Source organism: Sinomonas terricola, assembly GCF_034931225.1.
Taxonomy (GTDB): Bacteria; Actinomycetota; Actinomycetes; order Actinomycetales; family Micrococcaceae; genus Sinomonas; species Sinomonas terricola.
In genome coordinates this window covers 120,470-139,503 of sequence record NZ_JAYGGQ010000013.1, presented here as the reverse complement: position 1 = coordinate 139,503, position 19,034 = coordinate 120,470, and the positions used below count along the sequence as shown (strand labels likewise).

At 68.2% G+C, this 19,034-nt stretch carries 18 protein-coding genes and 1 riboswitch; of the genes, 6 read left to right on the top strand and 12 right to left on the bottom strand.

Features of this window, described 5'->3' with window-relative positions; genetic code table 11:
- Window positions 1-232: 232 nt before the first annotated feature.
- Together SPF06_RS16395 and SPF06_RS16390 are read left to right on the top strand one after the other, a co-directional pair.
- Window positions 233-2,188 (top strand): FAD/NAD(P)-binding protein, encoded by a 1,956-nt coding sequence (locus tag SPF06_RS16395; protein WP_323280201.1) that lies wholly within the window; start codon window positions 233-235, stop codon window positions 2,186-2,188.
- 70 nt (window positions 2,189-2,258) lie between these two features.
- On the top strand, window positions 2,259-2,786 hold the full coding sequence (locus tag SPF06_RS16390; protein WP_323280200.1) for a GNAT family N-acetyltransferase: 528 nt from the start codon (window positions 2,259-2,261) through the stop codon (window positions 2,784-2,786).
- A gap of 217 nt (window positions 2,787-3,003) precedes the next feature.
- On the opposite strand, the gene SPF06_RS16385 is transcribed toward SPF06_RS16390, so the two are convergent.
- The 12 genes from SPF06_RS16385 to SPF06_RS16330 form a co-directional block, all read right to left on the bottom strand.
- Window positions 3,004-4,326 carry an LLM class flavin-dependent oxidoreductase gene (locus SPF06_RS16385; protein ID WP_323280199.1) on the bottom strand — a complete coding sequence of 441 codons (1,323 nt, stop codon included), beginning with the start codon at window positions 4,324-4,326 and terminating at the stop codon, window positions 3,004-3,006.
- A gap of 2 nt (window positions 4,327-4,328) precedes the next feature.
- Window positions 4,329-5,261: a TauD/TfdA dioxygenase family protein gene (locus SPF06_RS16380; protein ID WP_323280198.1), complete on the bottom strand. Its 933-nt coding sequence runs from the start codon at window positions 5,259-5,261 to the stop codon at window positions 4,329-4,331.
- A gap of 42 nt (window positions 5,262-5,303) precedes the next feature.
- Window positions 5,304-6,176, bottom strand: a complete 873-nt coding sequence (locus tag SPF06_RS16375) for an ABC transporter permease (protein ID WP_323280197.1) — start codon at window positions 6,174-6,176, stop codon at window positions 5,304-5,306.
- A complete protein-coding gene (locus tag SPF06_RS16370) occupies window positions 6,176-6,970 on the bottom strand; it encodes an ABC transporter ATP-binding protein (protein WP_323280196.1) in 795 nt (264 codons plus the stop codon). Before SPF06_RS16370 ends, SPF06_RS16375 begins: the two co-directional genes overlap by 1 nt.
- A 3-nt stretch (window positions 6,971-6,973) precedes the next feature.
- Window positions 6,974-7,984 (bottom strand): ABC transporter substrate-binding protein, encoded by a 1,011-nt coding sequence (locus SPF06_RS16365; RefSeq protein WP_323280195.1) that lies wholly within the window; start codon window positions 7,982-7,984, stop codon window positions 6,974-6,976.
- Window positions 7,985-8,174: 190 nt separating this feature from the next.
- The gene (locus SPF06_RS16360) at window positions 8,175-8,660 is read right to left on the bottom strand and encodes a flavin reductase family protein (protein ID WP_323280194.1); all 486 of its coding nucleotides are present in this window, start codon (window positions 8,658-8,660) and stop codon (window positions 8,175-8,177) included.
- 39 nt (window positions 8,661-8,699) lie between these two features.
- A riboswitch (SAM riboswitch) is annotated at window positions 8,700-8,811 on the bottom strand.
- A gap of 285 nt (window positions 8,812-9,096) precedes the next feature.
- A complete protein-coding gene (locus SPF06_RS16355; protein WP_323280193.1) occupies window positions 9,097-9,834 on the bottom strand; it encodes a hypothetical protein in 738 nt (245 codons plus the stop codon).
- Between the two features lie 20 nt (window positions 9,835-9,854).
- Window positions 9,855-10,607 (bottom strand): AfsR/SARP family transcriptional regulator, encoded by a 753-nt coding sequence (locus SPF06_RS16350; RefSeq protein WP_323280192.1) that lies wholly within the window; start codon window positions 10,605-10,607, stop codon window positions 9,855-9,857.
- Between the two features lie 597 nt (window positions 10,608-11,204).
- A complete protein-coding gene (locus SPF06_RS16345) occupies window positions 11,205-11,942 on the bottom strand; it encodes an amino acid ABC transporter permease (RefSeq protein ID WP_323280191.1) in 738 nt (245 codons plus the stop codon).
- The gene (locus tag SPF06_RS16340) at window positions 11,942-12,301 is read right to left on the bottom strand and encodes an ABC transporter permease subunit (protein WP_323280190.1); all 360 of its coding nucleotides are present in this window, start codon (window positions 12,299-12,301) and stop codon (window positions 11,942-11,944) included. Before SPF06_RS16340 ends, SPF06_RS16345 begins: the two co-directional genes overlap by 1 nt.
- A 534-nt stretch (window positions 12,302-12,835) precedes the next feature.
- Window positions 12,836-13,147 carry a DUF1330 domain-containing protein gene (locus tag SPF06_RS16335; RefSeq protein ID WP_323280189.1) on the bottom strand — a complete coding sequence of 104 codons (312 nt, stop codon included), beginning with the start codon at window positions 13,145-13,147 and terminating at the stop codon, window positions 12,836-12,838.
- A gap of 153 nt (window positions 13,148-13,300) precedes the next feature.
- The gene (locus SPF06_RS16330) at window positions 13,301-14,863 is read right to left on the bottom strand and encodes an AMP-binding protein (RefSeq protein WP_323280188.1); all 1,563 of its coding nucleotides are present in this window, start codon (window positions 14,861-14,863) and stop codon (window positions 13,301-13,303) included.
- Between the two features lie 93 nt (window positions 14,864-14,956).
- Here SPF06_RS16330 and SPF06_RS16325 point away from each other — a divergent pair, with 93 nt between their 5' ends.
- The 4 genes from SPF06_RS16325 to SPF06_RS16310 all read left to right on the top strand — a co-directional run bounded on the left by SPF06_RS16325 (window position 14,957) and on the right by SPF06_RS16310 (window position 19,024).
- Window positions 14,957-15,466 (top strand): SRPBCC domain-containing protein, encoded by a 510-nt coding sequence (locus tag SPF06_RS16325; protein ID WP_323280187.1) that lies wholly within the window; start codon window positions 14,957-14,959, stop codon window positions 15,464-15,466.
- Window positions 15,467-15,622: 156 nt separating this feature from the next.
- Window positions 15,623-17,014, top strand: coding sequence for an MFS transporter (locus SPF06_RS16320; protein ID WP_323280186.1), 1,392 nt, complete (start codon window positions 15,623-15,625; stop codon window positions 17,012-17,014).
- Window positions 17,015-17,138: 124 nt separating this feature from the next.
- Window positions 17,139-18,245 (top strand): ABC transporter substrate-binding protein, encoded by a 1,107-nt coding sequence (locus SPF06_RS16315; RefSeq protein ID WP_323280185.1) that lies wholly within the window; start codon window positions 17,139-17,141, stop codon window positions 18,243-18,245.
- Window positions 18,242-19,024 (top strand): enoyl-CoA hydratase/isomerase family protein, encoded by a 783-nt coding sequence (locus tag SPF06_RS16310; protein ID WP_323280184.1) that lies wholly within the window; start codon window positions 18,242-18,244, stop codon window positions 19,022-19,024. Before SPF06_RS16315 ends, SPF06_RS16310 begins: the two co-directional genes overlap by 4 nt.
- The last annotated feature ends 10 nt before the right edge of the window (window positions 19,025-19,034 follow it).

Sequence of the window (19,034 nt, the reverse complement as noted above, 5' to 3'; positions counted from 1 at the left end):
ATGAATGGAGGGAGTGGCCTCAATCTAGGAGGGCCCAGAGTGCCTCTCAATGCGCTGGACGCGGGGCGTCACCAGCCGACGTGAAGCGTCACGTTCAGAAACGAAAGGTCATGATGACCCCGTGCGACGGGCCGTGACCGCGTGTGGCGCGCGGCTGGAAGCCGGCCCGGGCGGCCCCTAGCGTGGCTTGTCCGAGGGCCTGATCACCCGGCCCGCACCCGAGGGGACACCCGTGAAGCCAGCCGTTCTCGCCGTCGTCGGCGGCGGGCCCCGCGCCGCGATGCTGCTCGAGCGGCTCTCCGCGAGCCTGCCCGAGTACGCTCCCGCGCACCTCGACATCCACCTCATCGAACCGCACGTTCCGGGCTCGGGCCGCATCTGGCGCCGCGACCAGTCACCGCTCCTCGCGCTCAACTCGCGTGCCGCGGACGTGACGATGTTCACCGATTCGTCCGTGCAGTGCGAGGGGCCGTCCGCCGACGGCCCGAGCCTTCTCGAGTGGTCCATGGACGTGAGCGGTCCGGGCACCTTCCTGGCGGACGACGGCGAGCTGCGGCTCGCGCTCGACGCCGCGCCCGAGCTTGCGGCGGAGGCGCGCGGCCTCACGGCCGAGTCGTTCCCGACGCGCCGCCTCCAGAGCCTGTACCTCGAATGGTTCTTCCGCTGCACGGTCGCGCGGCTCGAACGGCAGGGCGTCGCGGTCGCCGTCCATCGGGACACGGCCGTCCGGGTCGAGCCCGCGCCAGCGGGATCGCGTTCGGCGCTCGTGCGGCTCGCGACGGGTCGGCACGTCGCGGCCGACGCCGTCGTCCTCGCCCTCGGCCACGCGGATGCGGAGCCGCTGCCGTCGTCGTCCGCCCTCGCAGACTTCGCGCGCCGGCACGGCGCCACGTACGTCCCACCCGACTACACGACCGACGCGGACCTCTCCGGGATCGCGCCGGGCGCCGACGTGATCGTCTCGGGGCTCGGCCTCGCGTTCGTGGACCTCGCGGTGCTGCTGTTCGAGGGGCGGGGCGGGCGTTTCGCGGCCGATCCCTCGGCTGGGCCCGAGGAGGGCGCGCTCACGTACGTGCCGTCGGGCCTCGAGCCGCGGCTTTTCGCGGGGTCGCGGCGCGGCGTGCCCTACCGCTCCAAGGCGCGCGGGCCCCTGCGCGGAGAGGAGCCCGAGCCGCTCCGATTCCTCACGGAGCAGGCCGTCGCGCCGCTCCTCGCGCGGCGAGGCGAGATCGACTTCGTCGGCGATCTGTGGCCGCTCATCGCGAGGGACATCGAGTACGGGTACTACCGCGAGCTGTTCACGGGCTACCCCGACCGGGTGCTTGCCTCCTGGGCCGAGTTCTCGGCCCGCTTCGAGGCGGCCGCCCGGGGCGAGCGGTCCCGCACCGAGCTCGACGCGCTCATTGGCTCCGCCGTCCCCGTCGCCGCAGACCGCCTCGACCTCGACCGCCTCGACCGGCCGCTCGACGGACTCTCGGGCTCGCCCGACGAGGTGCACCGCGCCGTCGTGCGCCACGTGCAGGACGACCTGCGCCTGCGGGACTCGGGCGAGCACACCGAGACGCTCGGGCTGTTCCTCGGGATCCTCCGCGCCTACATGGAACTCGGGCGGCTCGTGCCGCTTGAACGGCTCTCGCCCGCGTCTCGCGAGGTCGTGTGCGGGTGGTGGCACGGCTTCTTCAGCTTCGTGGACTCCGGCCCGCCGCCTCGGCGGCTCCGCGAGCTGCTCGCGCTCGAACGAGCCGGATTCGTGCGGTTCCTCGGGCCGGGCCTCCGCGTTGAGGGCGACGACGCCTCCGGGCTCTTCCGCGCGACGGCGGCGGCTGGCAGCCTGACTGCCTCGGCGAGCGTCTTCGTCGAGGCGCGACTGCCCGGCCCCGCCGTGGCGGGCTCGGCCAATCCACTCCTGCGGGCGCTCGCCGCCGACGGGCTCGCGCGCGAGGACGCCGCTGGGCGCCTTCGGACGGGCGACGACGCGCGGGTCCTCGGCGATGCGTTCGCGTGGCTGTTCGCGGTCGGGGCCGGAACGACAGGCTGGGGAGCCGGCGCCTTCGCGCGCCCGCGCAGCAACGCCGCGCCATTCCGGGACACCGACGCCCTCGCCCGGCGTCTCCTCGCCCAGCTCACGCCCGAACCCTCCGCGCGGCTCGAATCCGCCGTCGCCCTCGTGCACGGCCTCGCGGGCTGACGAGCCTGGCTGCTCGCTCCGCGCCCCGCTTGCGCACCGTGCCGCCGACGCACCTCCTGGAAGGACCGACATGACCGCCCATCGCTCGCCGACCGCCGTCGCCGCTCAGGCTGGGCCCGCCCGGTCGATCCTCCAGCTCCGGCTCGGTGACCCGCGCGTCGCGCCCCTGCTCGCAGGACTCCTCGAGGAGTACACCGCGCGGTACGGCGACCGGTATGGCGGGGCCTCGCACGAGCTCACGCGCTTTCCCGCGGAGGAGTTCGCCCCGCCGCACGGCACGCTGCTGATCGTGCGCGAGGCGGGGGAGTCTGTGGCCGGCGGGGCGTTCCGGCGCTTCGACGCCCGGACCGCGGAGTTCAAGCGCATCTGGACGCATGCGGCGCACCGACGCCGGGGCCTGGCTCGCGCGGTGCTTGCCGCCCTCGAATCCGAGGCCATCCGGCGGGGATACGCGCGCGTCTACCTCACGACCGGTCCGCGGCAGCCCGAGGCCGTCGCGCTGTATCTCACGGCCGGCTACACGCCGCTCTTCGACCTCCACGCGGATCCCGAGACGATCGGGCACCTTGCGTTCGAGAAGCATCTCGGCGTGGGCTGATCGGGGCGGCGCCCGAGTTCCCCAGCTTCTGCGCCGGGTTCCCCATTTTCTGAGGCCCCTGAATTGCGACACGCCGGCAGTTCGGGCAACACGCTGCGGGTTGACGCGTGAAGTTGGGGCGGTCGGCGTTAAACGTGGGGAGTTCGGCGGGCAAAACCGACGACAGCGCCCCCAACCGGTCCAAACCGGTTGGGGGCGCGGTGCCTGAGGAGGTGCGCTACACCTCCGCGAGCTGGGTGGCCGGCCGTGCGAGCCCGTAGTGCTCGCGCAGGGTCGAGCCCTCGTACTCGGTCCGGAACAGCCCCCGGGCCTGCAGGATCGGCACCACGTGGTCCACGAACTCCTCGAGCCCAGACGGCAGGGCGGCCGGCATGATATTGAAGCCGTCGGCGGCCCACGCCCCGGACCATGATTCGAGGGCGTCGGCGATCTGCTCGGGCGTGCCGGCCACGGTCCGGTGCCCGCGGCCGCCGCCGAGACGCCCGATGAGCCGCCGTACCGTGAGCCGCTCGCGCCGTGCGAGGTCCACGATGAGCGTGTACCGGCTCTTCGCCCCCTCGATCTCGTCCTCGCCCGGGAGATCCGGGGGCAGTTCCCTGTCCAAGGGCAGGTCCTCGGGCGCGACGCGAAGCGTCCGGGCGAGCTCGTCCCGCGCGTACTCGGGGCGGATCAGCGCGTCGAGCTCGCGCTCGCGCCGCCGCGCCTCGGCCTCGGTCCCGCCGATCACGGGCACGATGCCCGGCAAGATCTTGATCGAGTCAGGGTCGCGTCCGGCCGCCGCAGTCCGAGCCTTGAGGTCGGCGTAGAACGCCTGCGCCTCCTCGAGGGTCTGCTGCGCCGTGAACACGGCTTCGGCGTAGCGCGCCGCGAGATCCTTGCCGTCCTCCGAGGAGCCGGCCTGCACGATCACGGGGTGGCCCTGGGGAGACCGCGGGATATCGAGCGGGCCGCGGACCGAGAAGTGCGGCCCCGAATGGTCGACGGCGCGTACCCGGCTGTCGTCGCCCCACACCCCGGCCGCCTTGTCGGCGAGCACGGCGTCGTCGTCCCACGAGTCCCACAGCTTGAAGGCGACATCGAGGAACTCGGCCGCGCGCTCGTACCGATAGCGGTGCAGCGGCTGATCGTCGAGGCCGAAGTTCCGCGCGGCGTCGGCCCCCGCCGTCGTTACGACGTTCCATCCGGCGCGTCCCCCGGAGAGGTGGTCGATCGACGCGAAGCGCCGCGCGAGGTTGTACGGCGAGTTGTAGCTCGTCGAGGCCGTCGCGATAAGTCCGATGCGGTGCGTCGCGGCGGCGAGCGCCGCGAGGAGAACCGTGGGCTCGACGGCGCTCGAGGGCCGCCGCGCGACCGATCCCCACAGCACCGGAGAGTCGGCGAAGAACACGGAGTCGAGCTTGCCGCGCTCCGCCGTCTGAGCGAGGCGGGTGAAGTGGGCGAGGCTCGTGCCCGCGTGCGGATCGCTCTCGGGGAGCCGCCACGAGGCCTCGTGGTGGCCCGTGCTCATGAGGAACGCGTTGAGATGCAGCTTCCTCGCCACGGTCAAGCCCCCGCCCCGACGGAGACGACCTCGGAGTACTGCGACGAGTCGCCCTCGATCGCCTGGCTCTTCGTCCCGTCAATCGCCACGGGGACGTCCCCGGCGATGGTCACGCGGTTGAGGCGCCGCGGCTGGTCGTCGTAGTTCGATGGCGCGTAATGCTGCGTGATGCGGTTGTCGAACAGGACGAGCTGGTTCGCCTCCCAGTTCACGCGGACCACGTTCTCAGGCCGCGTGACGTAAGCCTGGAGGAGGCGCAGGACGTCCTTCGACTCCGTGTTCGAGAGGCCCACGATGCGCAACCGCTGCGCGAAGCCGCCGATGAACAGCCCGCGCTCGCCGGTCAGCGGGTGGACGCGGACCACGGGGTGCGCGGTCTGGTACTTGATGCGCGTGAAGATCTTGCGGCGGTCCTCGGCGTTCTGGTGCTCGAGGTTCTTCGGCACGGAGTAGTCGTAGTCGTTCGTGTGGATGGCCCAGAGCGTGTCGGCGAAGTTGCGAAGCTCGGCGGGCAGGTCCTGGTACGCCCCGGCCGAGGACGCGATGAGCGTCTCGCCGCCGTATCGCGGGAGCATGATGCTGCGCAGCGTCGAGGCCTGCGGCGGGTTGAGCACGAACGTCACGTCCGTGTGCCACGTGTTCGCAGAGCCGTCTTCACTGTCCACGGGGAGGACGTTCTCCGCGCCGTCCACCGACGCGACCGTGGGATGGGCTTTCGTGAGCGGGCCGAAGCGCGACGCGAAGCGCACCTGCTCCTCGTCCGTGCGGATGTTAGCCTCGCGGAACACGAGGGCCTTGTGCCGGTTGAGGGCCTCGCGAATCTGGGCGATCACCTCGTCCGAGAGGTCCTGGCTCAGGTCGAGGCCGCGGATTTCGGCGCCGATGCGCGAGCCGAGCTTGGTGAATTCGAGGCGGGTTTCGAGCGACGTTGTCATGGCTGGATTCCTTTGCGTGGGGTTTGGCGAGAGGGAGAAAGGCTAGGAGCGGGTCTCGACCCGCCACCGCGAGAAGTGGCGTTCGAGCGCGACGAGGAGGGAGTTCACGGCGAGCCCGAGGAGCGAGACCGTGAGAATTCCCGCGTACATGTCCGGGATGAGGAAGCTGGACTGCGCGTTCACGATCAGGTACCCGAGCCCGGCCTTCGCCCCGACCATCTCCGCGGCGATGAGCACGAGGATGGACGCGGTTCCGGCCATGCGGATCCCGGTGAAGATCGTGGGGACGGCCGAGGGCAGGATCACCTTGCGGAACAGCGCGAGGCTCGAGAGCCCCAGCGAACGCGCCGCCCGGACGAGCAGCGGGTCAACCGTTCGGACCCCCGCGATCGTGTTGAGCAGCACGGGGAAGAACGCGGCGTACGCGACAATCGTGACCTTCGATTCCTCGCCGATCCCGAGCAGGAGCGTGAACACGGGCAGGAGCGCGAGCGCGGCCGTGTTGCGGAAAACCTCGAGCAGCGGCGTGATGAACGAGTTGAGCGGCCGGTACCACGCGATGAGCAGGCCTCCCGCGACCCCGAGGACGACGGCGACGCCGAACCCCGCGATCGAGCGCGTGAGGCTCGCGGCGAGGTGCCCCCCGAGCGCGCCGTTCGCGAGGAGCTTCCCGGCGGCCGCGAGCACCTCGTGCAGCGGCGGCAGGAAGACCTGGGTGGACGGCGGCGCGAACCACAGCGGGCCGATCTCCCACAGCGCGAGGAAGGCGAGGACCGCCGCGGACTTCCACAGGGAGGAACGGACGACGGCGCCGACTCGCCGGAGCGTGCGGCCCGCCCCCTCGCCTCGGCTGCCCGAGGGAGCTTCCCCGGGGGCCTCGGCGGACCGGAGGGATGGCACGGTGAGTGTGCTCATCAGGCGGGGATCCTTTCTGCGTTGGCGCGGCGGACCTCGTCGTGCAGGAGGTCCCACACCCGGTGGCGATAGTCGACGAAGGCGGGGTGCGAGCGGATGTCGGCCTCGTCGTCGTACGCGGGAAGGTCCACGTCGACGATCGCCTTGAGCCGCCCGGGCCGCGAGCTCAGGACGGCGACGCGCTGGCCGAGGTACACGGCCTCCTCGATGCCGTGGGTGATGAAGACGATCGTCTTGCCCGTGGCCCGCCAGATCTTCAGGAGCTCACCCTGGAGCTGCTCGCGGGTCTGTGCGTCGAGGGCCGCGAAGGGCTCGTCCATGAGGAGGATGTCCGGCTCGAACGCGAGGCTCCGGGCAATCGCGACGCGCTGCTTCATGCCGCCGGAGAGCTCGTGCGGGTAGCGGTCCTCGAACCCCGCGAGGCCCACGAGGCCGAGGTAGTACCTGGCCTTCTCGGCGCGTTCGCGGTGGCTCAGGCCCGGTCCCTCGAGCCCGATCGAGACGTTCTGCGATGCCGTGCGCCACGGGAAGAGCGCGTACTGCTGGAAGACGATGGCGCGGTCGGGGCCGGGGCCCGTGACGGGCTGGCCGTTGACGAGGACTTGCCCGGATGTGGGTTTCGTAAGCCCCGCGAGCAGGTCCAGCAGCGTGGTCTTGCCGGAGCCGCTCGGCCCGACAAGAGTGAGGAATTCGCCCTCACGGACGTCGAGCGTGAGGCTGTCGAGGGCGGGCGAGGTTCCGCCGCGCACCGAGAAATGCTGGCTGACGTCCCGGAGGCTGATTTTCGGGGTCATGTCTCACCCTTTCGCGAGGGAATTGAATTCGTTGGTGTAGTACTTGGGCGGCGTGATGGGGCTGTTCAGGATGCCCGTCTCGCGGAGCCACGAATCCCAGCGGGAGAAATCCGCGTCGGTAACAATTCCCGCATTCGGCACGCCGACGCTCTTCCAGTACTGGAGGTTTGCGGTGCTCTCGCCGCGGTTGCGCTTCTGGATGATCTGCGTGAAGCGCTGGATCACCTGATCGCGCGGAGTCGTGCGCTCCCATTCGATGGCCTTCGCGACGCCGGTCGTGAACGTGCGCACGGTATCCGGATTCTGGGCGAGGAAATCGCTCCGGAACACGTATTGGCCGCCCGCAAAGGCGCCGAACAGCCCGTAGTCGCTGAAGAGCGAGCGCAGGCCGCCCGTCGCGATGGCGTGATCCTGGAGGGGCCCGCTCAGCGAGCCGACGTCGACCTGCCCGCGCCGAACGGCCTCCTCCGTGTCGTTCGGCGGGAGGACCACGAGCTGCACCTGATTGATCTCGTCCTTCGAGAGCCCGTTCTTCTCGAGCCACGTGTCGATGACGGCCTCGGAATGCGCGCCGAGCGTATTGACCGCGATCTTCTTGCCGATGAGATCGCGCGCGCCGTGGATCGAGCTCTCGTTCTTGACGTAGAAGCCCGAGAAGGTCTTCTCATCCTCGCCGTAGTAATTCACCACGGCTTTTACGGGCGCTCCCGCTTCGACGAGCTTGACGACGGCGCCGGCGAACGCGCCGCCGAAATCCGTCTGTCCCGTCGCGGCGGACTGGATATCCTGCGGGCCGCTGATCGTATTCCCGACCCACGTGAGCTTGACGTCGCCGAGGAATCCGAGATCCTGGGCCAATTCGGGCAGGGTGACATTGTTCGCGGAGCCCTGATACCGGAGTTCCGTGACCTGGTGCGCCCCACTCGTGGCGGCGGCCGGGCCCGAGCAGGCCGAGACGGCGAGGGCGACGATTGCGGCGGAGGTCGCGCCGACGATGGACGTGAGTTTCTTCATGGGGGAGTTCCTTGGGGGTTCTGTGGCCGCGCGGAGGCAGCCGTGAAGGCACGCCGAACGAACCGGGTGTGCGCTCGGCATGGTGAAAGGCAGGGACGAGAGGGGAAAACGGGTGTGGCGATCCGCCGCGCCCGGGCGAGAGGCGCCTTCGACCGGGGCGGCGGTTCGGCGGGCTACAGGGTGTGAAGGACTACTTGGCCCAGTAGACGTGGTTCGTGAGGGGACGGAAGCTCCCCGGATCCGAGACGCTCACTGCCTCGCCGATCAGGATCACGTGGTCCCCTGCGTTCACCCGCTGCCAGAGGCGACACTCGATGCGCGGGACGTCGTCGGCCACGATTGGCGAGCCCAGCGCGCCGGGCTCCCAGGCCAATCCCGCAAACTTGTCCGTTCCCCTCGCCGCGAACCGCTGCACGAGATCGCGGTGCGATTCGGACAGGATGTGCACGGCGAAGTTGTCGGTCGAGGTCCACAGGCCGAAGGACGAGGACCGCTTGTCCACGGCCCACGAGACGAGCGCGGGCTCGAGGCTCACGGACGTGAACGAGTTGCTCGCGAGGCCGGCAATCGCGCCCTCGTGCTCCGTGGTGATGACCGCGATGCCTGTGGCCCAATGCCCCATGGCGCGGCGGAGCTCCGCCCCGCTGACGGCGTTCTGCACAGTTGTCACGGTCATCTGCTGTCCCTCGGCATTCCCACCGGACGCCCCTTGCGGGCGCCGTACTTGCCGCGGATGGCCACCGCGGCCGGATCCTCATCTGGGGCACCCCGCTACGGGAGAGGGTTGCCGCCCGGCCAGCCAGAGCTTGTCGCCGGGACTCTTGATCCTTGGCCTCGACTGTATGGGGCGGCGCAGGGGCGGGTCTAGGCACGCCGTAACAGGGAAACGCGGCGTCTCACGCGTGCCAACGTGACTGCGCGTGACGTCGCGTTGCGGGGGCTGGGAGAGAGGCGGCCACGCGTCGAGCGAGAGGTGGCCACGCGTTCATGTCTCGGATGCGTGGCCAGATGTCGCCATACGCGTGGCCAGATGTCGCCATACGCGTGGCCAGATGTCGCCATACGCGTGGCCACTCGCGGTCCGAGGGCGTGGTGCGAACGCGTTGCGGGGTTCAGTCGCCGGTCTCGACGTCGACCCGGGCCGCGACGCTGTCCGCGCGGGTGTCGTTTTTGATGGCGTCCCGAGCCCGCGCGGCCGCGTCCTCGGCGGCGCGTTCGGCGTCGTCGTGATGCGACCCGTCGTTGCGCGCTTCCTGAGCAGCCAGGGTGAGCCCAAGCTCCTGTTCGATCTGCTGGATGATTGCCTTCGCCTGGGCCGAGAGCTCGCGCCGGGTGCCTCCCAGGATCACGAATTGGAGCGCGACCGCCGTGGACTGGCAGTCCGCGCACGCGATGTTGGCGGCGAGGGAGCGATTGTTGGCCTCGATGGGCGCGGCTCGGGGGCCGGTGATGATCTGGACGGACACCGCGGTCGACGAGCAGCCCACGCAGCTCGACCACGCCGTGGCGACGTTGTCCCCGACGGCCGCGGCGGGGCCATCCAGCGTGACGGTCTGGAGCGTGGTCGCCGTTCCGGAGCATCCGTTGCATTCGCTCGTCGCGACGGCGGTCGCGACAGCCTTGCCGCCCGTGGGCCGGAGGCCGGTCTCGGAGCGCGCCGCGTCCGTGACGAGGGGGTTGGCCGAGGTAGGGATCGCCGAGGATGCCACGTCGAGCGACGACGACGCGCGGGACTCATCGGATGGCCCGCGGCCTTCGGCGGAGGCGGACTCCGGAACGGAGGCCGCGAGTGCGACGGCGGCGAATGCGGTGACGAGGAGGGCGAGCGGGTGCTGGGGGCGACGCGCCATGCCGGCACATCCTTCCGGGGCTAGCGATGGACCAAGATTCGGTCCGCGTGCGCCTTTGCGGCGAGCGGCCCGGGAAGGCCGAAGTCGTCGGCCGAGTTCCCCCCGATGGCTGCTTCGAGCCGTCGCGAGGGCGAGAGCCCCATTTCGTCGCGGAGCCTCCGGCGGAAATCCTCGAGCGTCCGGTGGGCGCCTGCCGCGTTGCCCGCGCGGAGCTGGCCCCGGATCACGAGCGCGTGGGCGGATTCCCGGAGCGGCTCGATCGCTGCCGCGTGCATCGCGGCGGCGATCGCGGCGTGCGGATCGTCCTCCGCGAGGCACCGCTGGGCGACCGCCTCGAGGGCGGCGATGCGCAGCTCGCGCAGCCGCTCCTGCTCGAAGATGACCCAGTCCTCGTACCAGCCGGGGAGGAGCTCCGCCGAGTAGAAGCGCTCGGCCTGACGCGCGCTGAGCGGGTGGCCCGCGCGGGCCGCTTCTGCGCTCCGCCGAAGACCGTCAACATCGACGACGACGGTGGGGGCGAGCGAGACGGGCTCGGCGGCGTCGCCGAGGAGGCCGGGAAGCTGGTGGCGGAGCTTGAACACGGTGGCCCGAAGGCTCCCCGAAGCCTGCTGTTCCGTGCTTTCCGGCCAGAGGAGGCCAGCGAGGAACGAGCGGGGCCGCTGGCCCAAGAGTGCGAGTGCCGCAATAAGGCGCTGCTGGCGTGCCCCGACGGGGACGGTAGTCCCGTTGCGGAGGAGTTGCCAGCATCCCAAGAGGCGCAATTCCCATTCCATGGGCGGTAACCCTCCATCGAGAAGCGAGAGCCCGCGGGAGGTCCGTCTGGTTGGCGATTCTCCCCGGTGATGCACGCCTGCTGAACGACTACAAGCATGACGATGCCGAGATAATCCAGTCAATGGATTTTTTCGAATTGACTAGATCTTTGGGCTAAGCTTGAGCGTACTCCCTGTATCATGAACGATTCAGTCACACGTGCCATGGATATGGCCATGCCCAGAATGCACCGCGGACGTTCCTGAGACTACATAGCTCTTGGACACGGCTTATGGAACACGACACACCACAATCGCTGAGTCCGTCGGGGAGTGTCCCGTGGACGGTCGTCCATGGAACAGTTGGCTGATGGTGGGGTGTTGATCTGCTGAAGTCGTCCGCGTAGACGACCGGAAGTCCCTCTGCACGGCCTCGGCTGGCCTCCGCGGAGCGGTCCTCTGAGCGATCCCTCCCCGGGGACAAACCATTGAGATCGTGATGCCAGGACGGCGCGCTGATCACGAGGGACCCTGAACGGGGGCGTTCAGGGTCCCTCGTGGGGAGCGCGCGGGGGCGGTTGACTGATGGGCCGCGGGGATCTCCGGTGTCGGGCCTGGTCAGCCCCGTGCCGGAGTGGTCTCCCTGGGGCGGGGCCGTGTCCGGGTTGCTGACGGCTTGCCCACTCGAGCCCGTCGCTCCACCCTTCCTGCGAGGTGGGTCAGCGGGTAGCAGACGAGGAAGAAGAACAGGAGCACCCCGGCGAAGATCGGCGCTGCGTGGCCATCGCCCTCGGACAGCTGGGAATACTCTACTGCTTGGCGGGATCGTTGAAGGACCTCGATGACGCCGATCAGGGAGGCGAGGGTCGTGGCTTGGATGAGGTCCACTGCGAGGTTCACAACGGGTGGGAGCATTCGGGCAGTTGCCTGGGGGAGGATCACCAACCGCATGACCGACCGCCACGGGAATCCGAGCGCGGAGGCGGCCTCGAACTGGGCGGTCGGAATGGAGCGGACGGCCCCGCGCACCACTTCCATGACGTTCGCGCTGCCCCAGAGCGAAAGGCCTACGATCGCTGCTTCGCCGGATGGGAGTTGCAGTCCCAGCGACGGGGAGACGAAGAACACCATGAAGAGCGTGACCAGGACGGGAAGCCCTCGGAACAGCTGAAGGTAGATCGTCAGGATCCACCGGAACGTGTCGTTCAGACCACCCTTGGGAAGGCACAGAAGGACGCCGAGCACGACCCCGACCAGAACGGACGCTACTAGCGATGCCAGCGCGATGATTGCGGTCTGCAGGGCGCCCGAGGCGACGAGGCCGAGGGTTGGCTGAATCCACGATAGATCGTTCATCACACACCTGCTCCCAGTGCATAGCGTCGGCTGATCATGTGCATCACTGAGCTGAGGGCCAGCACGAGCGCAAGGTAGACAGCGCCCAGGACGACGAACAGCTCGACAGTTCGGAACGTTTCCGCCGACAGGCGCTGCACGACGAAGGTCAGCTCCGCAAGGCCGATGCTCAAGAGCAGGGCGGAGTTCTTCACCACGGAGATCATGGTGTTCGTCAGGCCCGGAAGGGACAGGCGCAGGCCGATCGGGACGCTGACGTTGATGAAGGCGCGGGCGTGCGAGAAGCCCAGGGCCCGCGCCCCCTCCATGTATCTGGGTGATACCGAGCCGAGGCCGGCGCGCTGCGAAATACCTGCCAAGTATCACTGCGATTCACAGCTCACTCGGATGCAGCATCTCGAACGGCGCAGCCGGTAGGAGTAACGGCTTCGTGGTCCGAAGCCATATCCAGAGGACGTCTGGCACCGCCAGCACATCGTTCCGGCCTCTGATGGCGGAGCTAAGCCAGGATTTCAAGATTCTCGTCCTCCAGGTGCACGTAGCGGCGTCTGTCCGGACCGTCAGGAGCCAGCCAAAAGCCGGTGCCGTCCGGCATCACCGTCTCGACTCGTCCTACTCGGGTAACGCCGAGTTCACGGAGCTCGATCACATCTCCTGGGTCCGGGATCCAGGGCCTTCGCCGGGGAACCCGACGTCGAGGAGCCGCCTTGTAGTTCATTCGTCCTCCGGTGTCGATTTTTGGTTCGGGCAGCAGCAGGCATGACTGGGTGGGATCCGCCGGCGAAATCGGAATTGAAGGCGTCCAACATGTGCACGTCCTCGCTGCCCTCACCTCTTTCGCCAACCCTTCGAACCCGCGCTGGGCGCGCCGAGGCCCGCTCTCGGAACTCCTCCTACCAGGAGCCCTTGAGGTTGTCGCCGCCGTCTATGATCACCAGCTCGCATCCGTCGCATGCGGCCTGTCTGATAGCGGCCGCCATGCGGTACTCGGGCGAGTCGAACATGGCCCTGGCCGCATCCATGGAGGGGAAGCGGTGCAGGAAATACCGCTCGAACTTCAGCTCGCCCTCCAGCTCGATGAACGCCTGCCCTCGGGAAAGGGGTTCCAAGCCGTACTGAGGCTGAATGCGCGAGACGATCTCGGCGTATTGCGCGAGCAGAAGGTGGTCGCGAGGGTTGGCTCGTCCGAACCAGTAAGCAGACATGTCACTCCCTAGTCGTGGCTCCACCGCCGATCAGCGATCCACGGTGATTTGGGGTTCTTTCTTCCGGTTAATGAGGCCAAGCCGGCTGGCCGCGAGCAGGTAGCCAAGGGGCACCGGAACGTCGCTCTCGGCCCTGCGCTGACTTGGTCGCTGTCAGTGCACTTTCCGCTCGGAGCCGGCCCAGTACCGCTCGCGCAGTCGCTTCTTGTCGACCTTTCCGACGGCGGTCAGGGGCAGCTGGTCGACGATTTCCACTGATTTCGGGGCCTGATGTCCGCCCTTCCGCCGCTTGACCGCCTCGATCATCAGGGTGGCATCGATCGTCGCTCCGGGGCGCGGGACCACGACGGCGGTGACTGCTTCACCCCATCGTTCATCGGGCACGCCGATCACTGCCACGGCTGCGACTGCAGGGTCTTCGGCTATCACGTCCTCGATCTCTCGGGAGTAGACGTTGAATCCGCCGGAGATGATCATGTCCTTCTTCCGCTCCACTATGTGGAAGAAGCCCCGATCGTCTTCCAATGCGAGATCGCCGGTGTGGAGCCAGTCGCCGCGCAGCGCCTCTGCGGTCTCCTGGGGGCGGCCCTGGTAGCCGCTCATGATCCCTCGTCCGCGCACGCAGATCTCCCCCACCGCTCCCGGCTGCACGGGCTGGTCGTCGTCATCGAGGAGTTCGACGCGGGCGCCGAGGACTGGACGACCGCAGGAGGCGAGCAGGTCCGGATCGCCGATGGGGTCGTGCTCGTCCTTGCGGAGCACGGTTGCCCATGAGACGCATTCGGTCTGGCCGTATGCCTGCAGCAGCACCGGACCGAGGACTTCGTGGGCTTCGGCGATTCGTGCCGGTGACATCGGCGAGGCCCCGTACATCAGCGTCTCCAGGGAGCTGACGTCGAACTTTCCGGCCAGTCCGGAGTCGAGGAGCCTGTAGAGCATGGTGGGGACGCAGAAGCTCCAGTTGACGCGCTCTTTCTCTACGGCTCGCAGCCATTGCTCCGGGTCGAAGGACTCGTGCACGACCACGGTCCCGCCCCGCAGGAGGGTGGGCAGGATTGGCAGGACCCCGGCATGCGAAAGCGGTGCGACCGCGAGGAAGCGTGGATTGCTCGGCAGGTCGAGTGATGTGGTGACTGATACCAAGGTCTGCATTAGCGCACGGTCCGGCAGCCTGACCCCCTTCGGACGGCCGGTCGTCCCGCCCGTGTAGGGAATCCAGGGGACGTGCTCGGGCCCAGTGGGAGTTCGCACCAGGCGTACTCCAGGGGCTGTCTCACACAGCTGGAGCAGGTTGGGGGCGAGGTCCGAATCTCCCAGCACCAGGACGTTCTCCACTGCGCCGGACCTCGCCGCGACAGCTGCTCCCGCTTCGGCGTGGGGCGGATCCACGACCAGGATCTTGATTCCGGCATCGTCGCACACGTACGCGTGGTCCTCGGCCGAGCCGAGCGGATGCAGGCCGCTGTAGTGCAGCCCCAGCAGGAACGCGGCGGCCTGAACCATCCAAACCTCGGGCATGTTCCCGCTGAGCACGCCGACGCCGTCTCCGGGGACGGCTCCATGATCGGCAAGGACGCTGGCGATCCTGCCGATCCGCTCCTCGACCTGGGCGTAGCTCAGGCGGCGGTCTCCCGCCACGAACGCTGTCCGGTTCGGGTACCTCGTCAAAGCCTCGATCAGCAGGTCGCTGTAGTTGACGTCTGTCAGGGAAGACATCGGTTCACCTCTTCGTCGAAGTTCATCGTGACTTATCGCACACCGTCATGGTAACTTGGTAAGACCAGCTATCCAAGCACGAAGGAGTGCAAGATGAGTTGCAGCACAGGTTCCGCGATCGTGACGCCGCGCGGCGCCACCTCGCTTGGCATCTCCCGCGTTCTCGATGCACCCAGGGAGACCGTGTGGGATGTCCACCACCTCCCCGAGTACGTGAGCAGGTGGTGGGGTCTGGAGGGGCACGAGAACCACATCACCGAGATCGACCTGCGTCCGGGCGGCCGGTGGCGGTTCGGCCAGCGAGGCGCGGACGGCTCCGAGGTGATCTTCGGCGGCGTCTACCGGCAGATAGACCCGCCGAACAGCTTCAGCTACACCAAGGGCTGGCCCGGCGGCGACCCTGCCCACGACGGCCTCGAGGAGAGCGTGATCACGATCGTGTTCGACGAGCACGACGGGCGCACCACCGTCACGCTGATATGCGACTTCCCGTCTTCCTCACTCCGGGATCGCGTCGCTTCGACCGGAATGGAGCGCCTGCAGCAGTCCTACGACCGCATGGACAAGCTGCTCCACGCCATCTCGGACAAGCACCACATCTGACCCGGGACCGGGCCGCCCCACACCACGTCTGGGCGAAAGGCCCGCCAGGCGCCTGCGGCTTCCCCCGGGCGCATCACCGAGGAGACCGGCAGCGAACGAGCGGCCGGAACCCGCGATCCCTTTTCCCTTTGAGCTCTCGCACTGGAGGCGACAGCCATGCAACCTGAATTCAATGCGCCAAGATCAGTGATCGGATCCCTTGAGGACCGGTCCGGCCCGGAGATCATCGCCCGTCTGGAGGGGCTGCCGTTCACCCGGCTCCACAAGCGGGTCATTGCGATCGTGGGCACGGCTTACCTGTTCGATGCCGCAGATGTGGCAATCCTGACGTTCGTGCTGGCGCCCATCAGCGCTGAGTTCCACCTGAATCCCATCCAGGCCGGCACAGTCGCGAGTACCGCGTTCGTCGGCATGGCGATCGGCTCGATCGTCGCCGGATGGCTCTCTGACCGATTCGGCCGACGGCCCATCTTCACATTGAGCATGCTGCTGTGGGGCCTGGCCACGCTGTTCACTGCCTTCAGCTGGGACTACAGCTCGCTTCTCGCCGGGCGGTTCATCACCGGCATCGGCATGGCAGCCGAACTCCCGTGCGCCATGGCGCTCGCCTCGGAATACCTTCCGGCGAAACGTCGCGGCCCCTACCTCGGGTCGGCCCAGATCCTGGTGATCCTCTCGTTCCTCATCTCCGGCGGAATCACGCTGCTGGTGGGCTGGCGGGCTGCATTCATGATCATGTTCGTACTGTCGCTGTTCGCGTTCGTCGTTCGACGGGGAATACCGGAATCGGTGCGATGGCAGGTGGCCCACAGTGACCTGGACGGCGCACGGGCCACGCTGAGCCGTTTCGAATCCACCGTCCCCGCGGACTTGATCGCCCAGGTGCCCCCGCAACCGCCCGCGGCCGGCACTATGGTACCGGCTTCCCGCGGACCCGTCCGCGACCTCTTCGCCCGCCAGCAGCGCAAGCTGACCCTGACCGCCTGGTCGATGTGGTTCTTCCAGCTCCTTGCCCAATACGGGATCAGCATCTGGATCGCCAAGCTGCTCTTCGACCACGGCGCGAGCATCACCGCATCGATCGGCATCACCATGCTCATGCAGGTCTGGGGCATCCCCGGTGCGCTGATCTCCTCCCTGCTCCTCGAGCGGCTCGGGCGACGGCCGGTCTACGTCGCAAGCGCGATCTTGGCCGGCGCGGCCGCCTTCTGGTACGGAAACGCCTCGACAGCCGTCATCGCCATCGTCGCCGGTTCGGTGCTGAACTTCTTCCTCTCGGCCATGACGGCCGGGATCAACGCCTACACCCCGGAACTCTTCCCCACCGCTTCGCGGGCAACCGGCACCGGCACCGCATCGGCTGCCGGCCGGGTCAGCTCGGTGATCGGCCCCCTCGTCGTGCCGGTGATCCTCGTGACCTGGGGCTACGCGGCAACCTTCCTGGTGCTCAGCCTCTGCTTCCTCATCGCCGCGGGGGTCGTCCTCGTCCTCGGGCGGGAGACCCGAGGCAAGAGCCTGGAGGCCATAGCCGTTGACGCCTCAGAGTAGGGCTTCCTCCGAGGGCGGGCGCGTACTCTTCCCCGCCCTCGGCAGGCCAAGGTGCAACGCCGACCGACCGCTTCACTGAACAACCAGCGCCTCCAGGTGCGATACCCGAAAGGAAGGCCCTCAGATGCCAGTCGTCATAGGCCAAGTCGTTTCGCTGACCGGCAACAATCCGGGAGGGAGTGAGAACCAGCTCGGAGCGCAGCTCGCTGTGGCCGAGCTCAACTCGCAGGGTGGCCTGCTCGGAGGCCAGCACGTGGAGCTCCTCCTGGCCGACGACCGCACACAGCCCAGCCACGCCGTCACGGCTTTCGCGAATCTGGTGGATCACGGGGTCTGCGCCGTCGTGGGAACGTCGTTCTCCAATGCGAGCCTCGCGATCCTTCCCGAGGCAGAGGCAGCCCGTGTTCCGTACATCTCCACCGGTGCAGCCGACAGCCAGGTCCAGCCCGTGCGCCCCTACGCCTTCATGACCCCGCCGACGGCCACCGCCGTCGCCGAGCAGCTCCTCCGGTATTTCAAAGCCCAGAAGCTGACGAAGCTGGCCATCGCCTACGACGACAACAGCATGTTCGCCAAGACCGGCCTTGAGAAGCAGACTCAGTTGGCCGGAGAGCACGGCGTAGAGTTCGTCCATCTCGAGAAGTTCCACGTCGACACCACCGATTTCGAGCCCATGCTGACCCGGATCCAGTCCAGCGGGGCGGACGCGATCATGGCATGGGCCACGGGACCACCCGCCGTGGAACTGGTCCGGCAGCGCCCAGCAGACCTTCCATTCGTGATGAGCCACGGGAATTCGGACCAGCGGTTCCTCGACGCCACCGGGGCAACGGCCGAGGGCGTGATCGCCGCGGCCTCTCTCGGACTCGTGGCCGGCGAGCTGCCGGCCTCGGATGTGCGGGACGCTGGCGTCTCCTTCACGAAGGCCTTCCAAGAGCGCCACGGCAGATCCCCGTCTTCCTACGCGATCGACGGCTATACGGCGGTCATGCTCATCGCTTCCGCGATTTCCCGCGCGGGCAGCGACGAGCCGAAGAAGGTCCGGGACTCGCTCGAAGGACTGGAGACGACTACGCCCCAAGGCAGATACCACTACTCCGCGTCCGACCACCAGGGCCTGAACGCCGATCAGGTAGCTGTGACGACCATCGAGAACGGCAGGTTCGTCCTGACGGAATGGTCGCGCAACGAACTGGCCGTGACCATGAACACCCATAGGAGGCTCCCATGAACGACAGCCAGGTTGTCCTGACCCGAGTGGACGGACCCGTCGGCTGGATCCGCCTGAACCGCCCAGAGGCGCTCAACGCACTCAACGCCGATCTCGTCCCCCAGCTCGACGCCGCACTCACCAGGTTCGAGCAGGACCCCGCCATCCGAGTCCTCGTCATCACCGGAACGGGCCGGGCGTTCTGCGCTGGCGGAGACCTGAACTCGTTCGACCCCGAGGAGAAGGACACCGTCCACGTGTTCCTCGAACGCGCGGCGGAGACATTAGAGCACATCCCCAGCATCCAAAAGCCCGTCATCGCCGCGCTCAACGGCGTGACAGCCGCAGGCGGGCTGGAAATCGCAATGGCATGCGACCTCGTCATCGCCGCGCGCAGCGTGCGGATCGGCGACGGCCACGCCAACTTCGGCCTGCTTCCCGGCGCTGGCGGCGCTGTGCGGCTCGCCCGCGCGGTCGGCCCGGCCCGCGCCAAGTACCTCTCCTTCACCGGGCAGCTCTTCCCCGCCGACTTCTTCCTCTCCTGGGGCCTCGTCAATGAGGTCGTAGATGACGATGAGCTCGACCAGCGGGTCCAAGAACTGGCCGAGACGATAGCAGCAAAGAGTCCAATTGTGCTCGCGGGGGCCAAGCAGCTCATCGACGAGAGCTTCGATCAGCCCCTCGAAGCAGGACTGCGCGCCGAACGCATCGCGATGTACGCCCACATGCAGACCCAGGACATGCGCGAAGGCCTGGCGGCATTCGCCGAGAAGCGCACACCCCACTACACAGGACAGTGAAGGAGCCCGA

Excerpts from the sequence above, each read along its gene's own strand:
- SPF06_RS16375 (WP_323280197.1), bottom strand. The coding sequence starts at position 6,176 with ATGAGCACACTCACCGTGCCATCCCTCCGGTCCGCCGAGGCCCCCGGG.
- SPF06_RS16360 (WP_323280194.1), bottom strand. The coding sequence starts at position 8,660 with ATGACCGTGACAACTGTGCAGAACGCCGTCAGCGGGGCGGAGCTCCGC.
- SPF06_RS16310 (WP_323280184.1), top strand. The coding sequence starts at position 18,242 with ATGAACGACAGCCAGGTTGTCCTGACCCGAGTGGACGGACCCGTCGGC.
- SPF06_RS16365 (WP_323280195.1), bottom strand. The coding sequence starts at position 7,984 with ATGAAGAAACTCACGTCCATCGTCGGCGCGACCTCCGCCGCAATCGTC.
- SPF06_RS16325 (WP_323280187.1), top strand. The coding sequence starts at position 14,957 with ATGAGTTGCAGCACAGGTTCCGCGATCGTGACGCCGCGCGGCGCCACC.
- SPF06_RS16335 (WP_323280189.1), bottom strand. The coding sequence starts at position 13,147 with ATGTCTGCTTACTGGTTCGGACGAGCCAACCCTCGCGACCACCTTCTG.
- SPF06_RS16380 (WP_323280198.1), bottom strand. The coding sequence starts at position 5,261 with ATGACAACGTCGCTCGAAACCCGCCTCGAATTCACCAAGCTCGGCTCG.
- SPF06_RS16320 (WP_323280186.1), top strand. The coding sequence starts at position 15,623 with ATGCAACCTGAATTCAATGCGCCAAGATCAGTGATCGGATCCCTTGAG.
- SPF06_RS16355 (WP_323280193.1), bottom strand. The coding sequence starts at position 9,834 with ATGGCGCGTCGCCCCCAGCACCCGCTCGCCCTCCTCGTCACCGCATTC.
- SPF06_RS16370 (WP_323280196.1), bottom strand. The coding sequence starts at position 6,970 with ATGACCCCGAAAATCAGCCTCCGGGACGTCAGCCAGCATTTCTCGGTG.
- SPF06_RS16390 (WP_323280200.1), top strand. The coding sequence starts at position 2,259 with ATGACCGCCCATCGCTCGCCGACCGCCGTCGCCGCTCAGGCTGGGCCC.
- SPF06_RS16315 (WP_323280185.1), top strand. The coding sequence starts at position 17,139 with ATGCCAGTCGTCATAGGCCAAGTCGTTTCGCTGACCGGCAACAATCCG.
- SPF06_RS16345 (WP_323280191.1), bottom strand. The coding sequence starts at position 11,942 with ATGAACGATCTATCGTGGATTCAGCCAACCCTCGGCCTCGTCGCCTCG.
- SPF06_RS16330 (WP_323280188.1), bottom strand. The coding sequence starts at position 14,863 with ATGTCTTCCCTGACAGACGTCAACTACAGCGACCTGCTGATCGAGGCT.
- SPF06_RS16350 (WP_323280192.1), bottom strand. The coding sequence starts at position 10,607 with ATGGAATGGGAATTGCGCCTCTTGGGATGCTGGCAACTCCTCCGCAAC.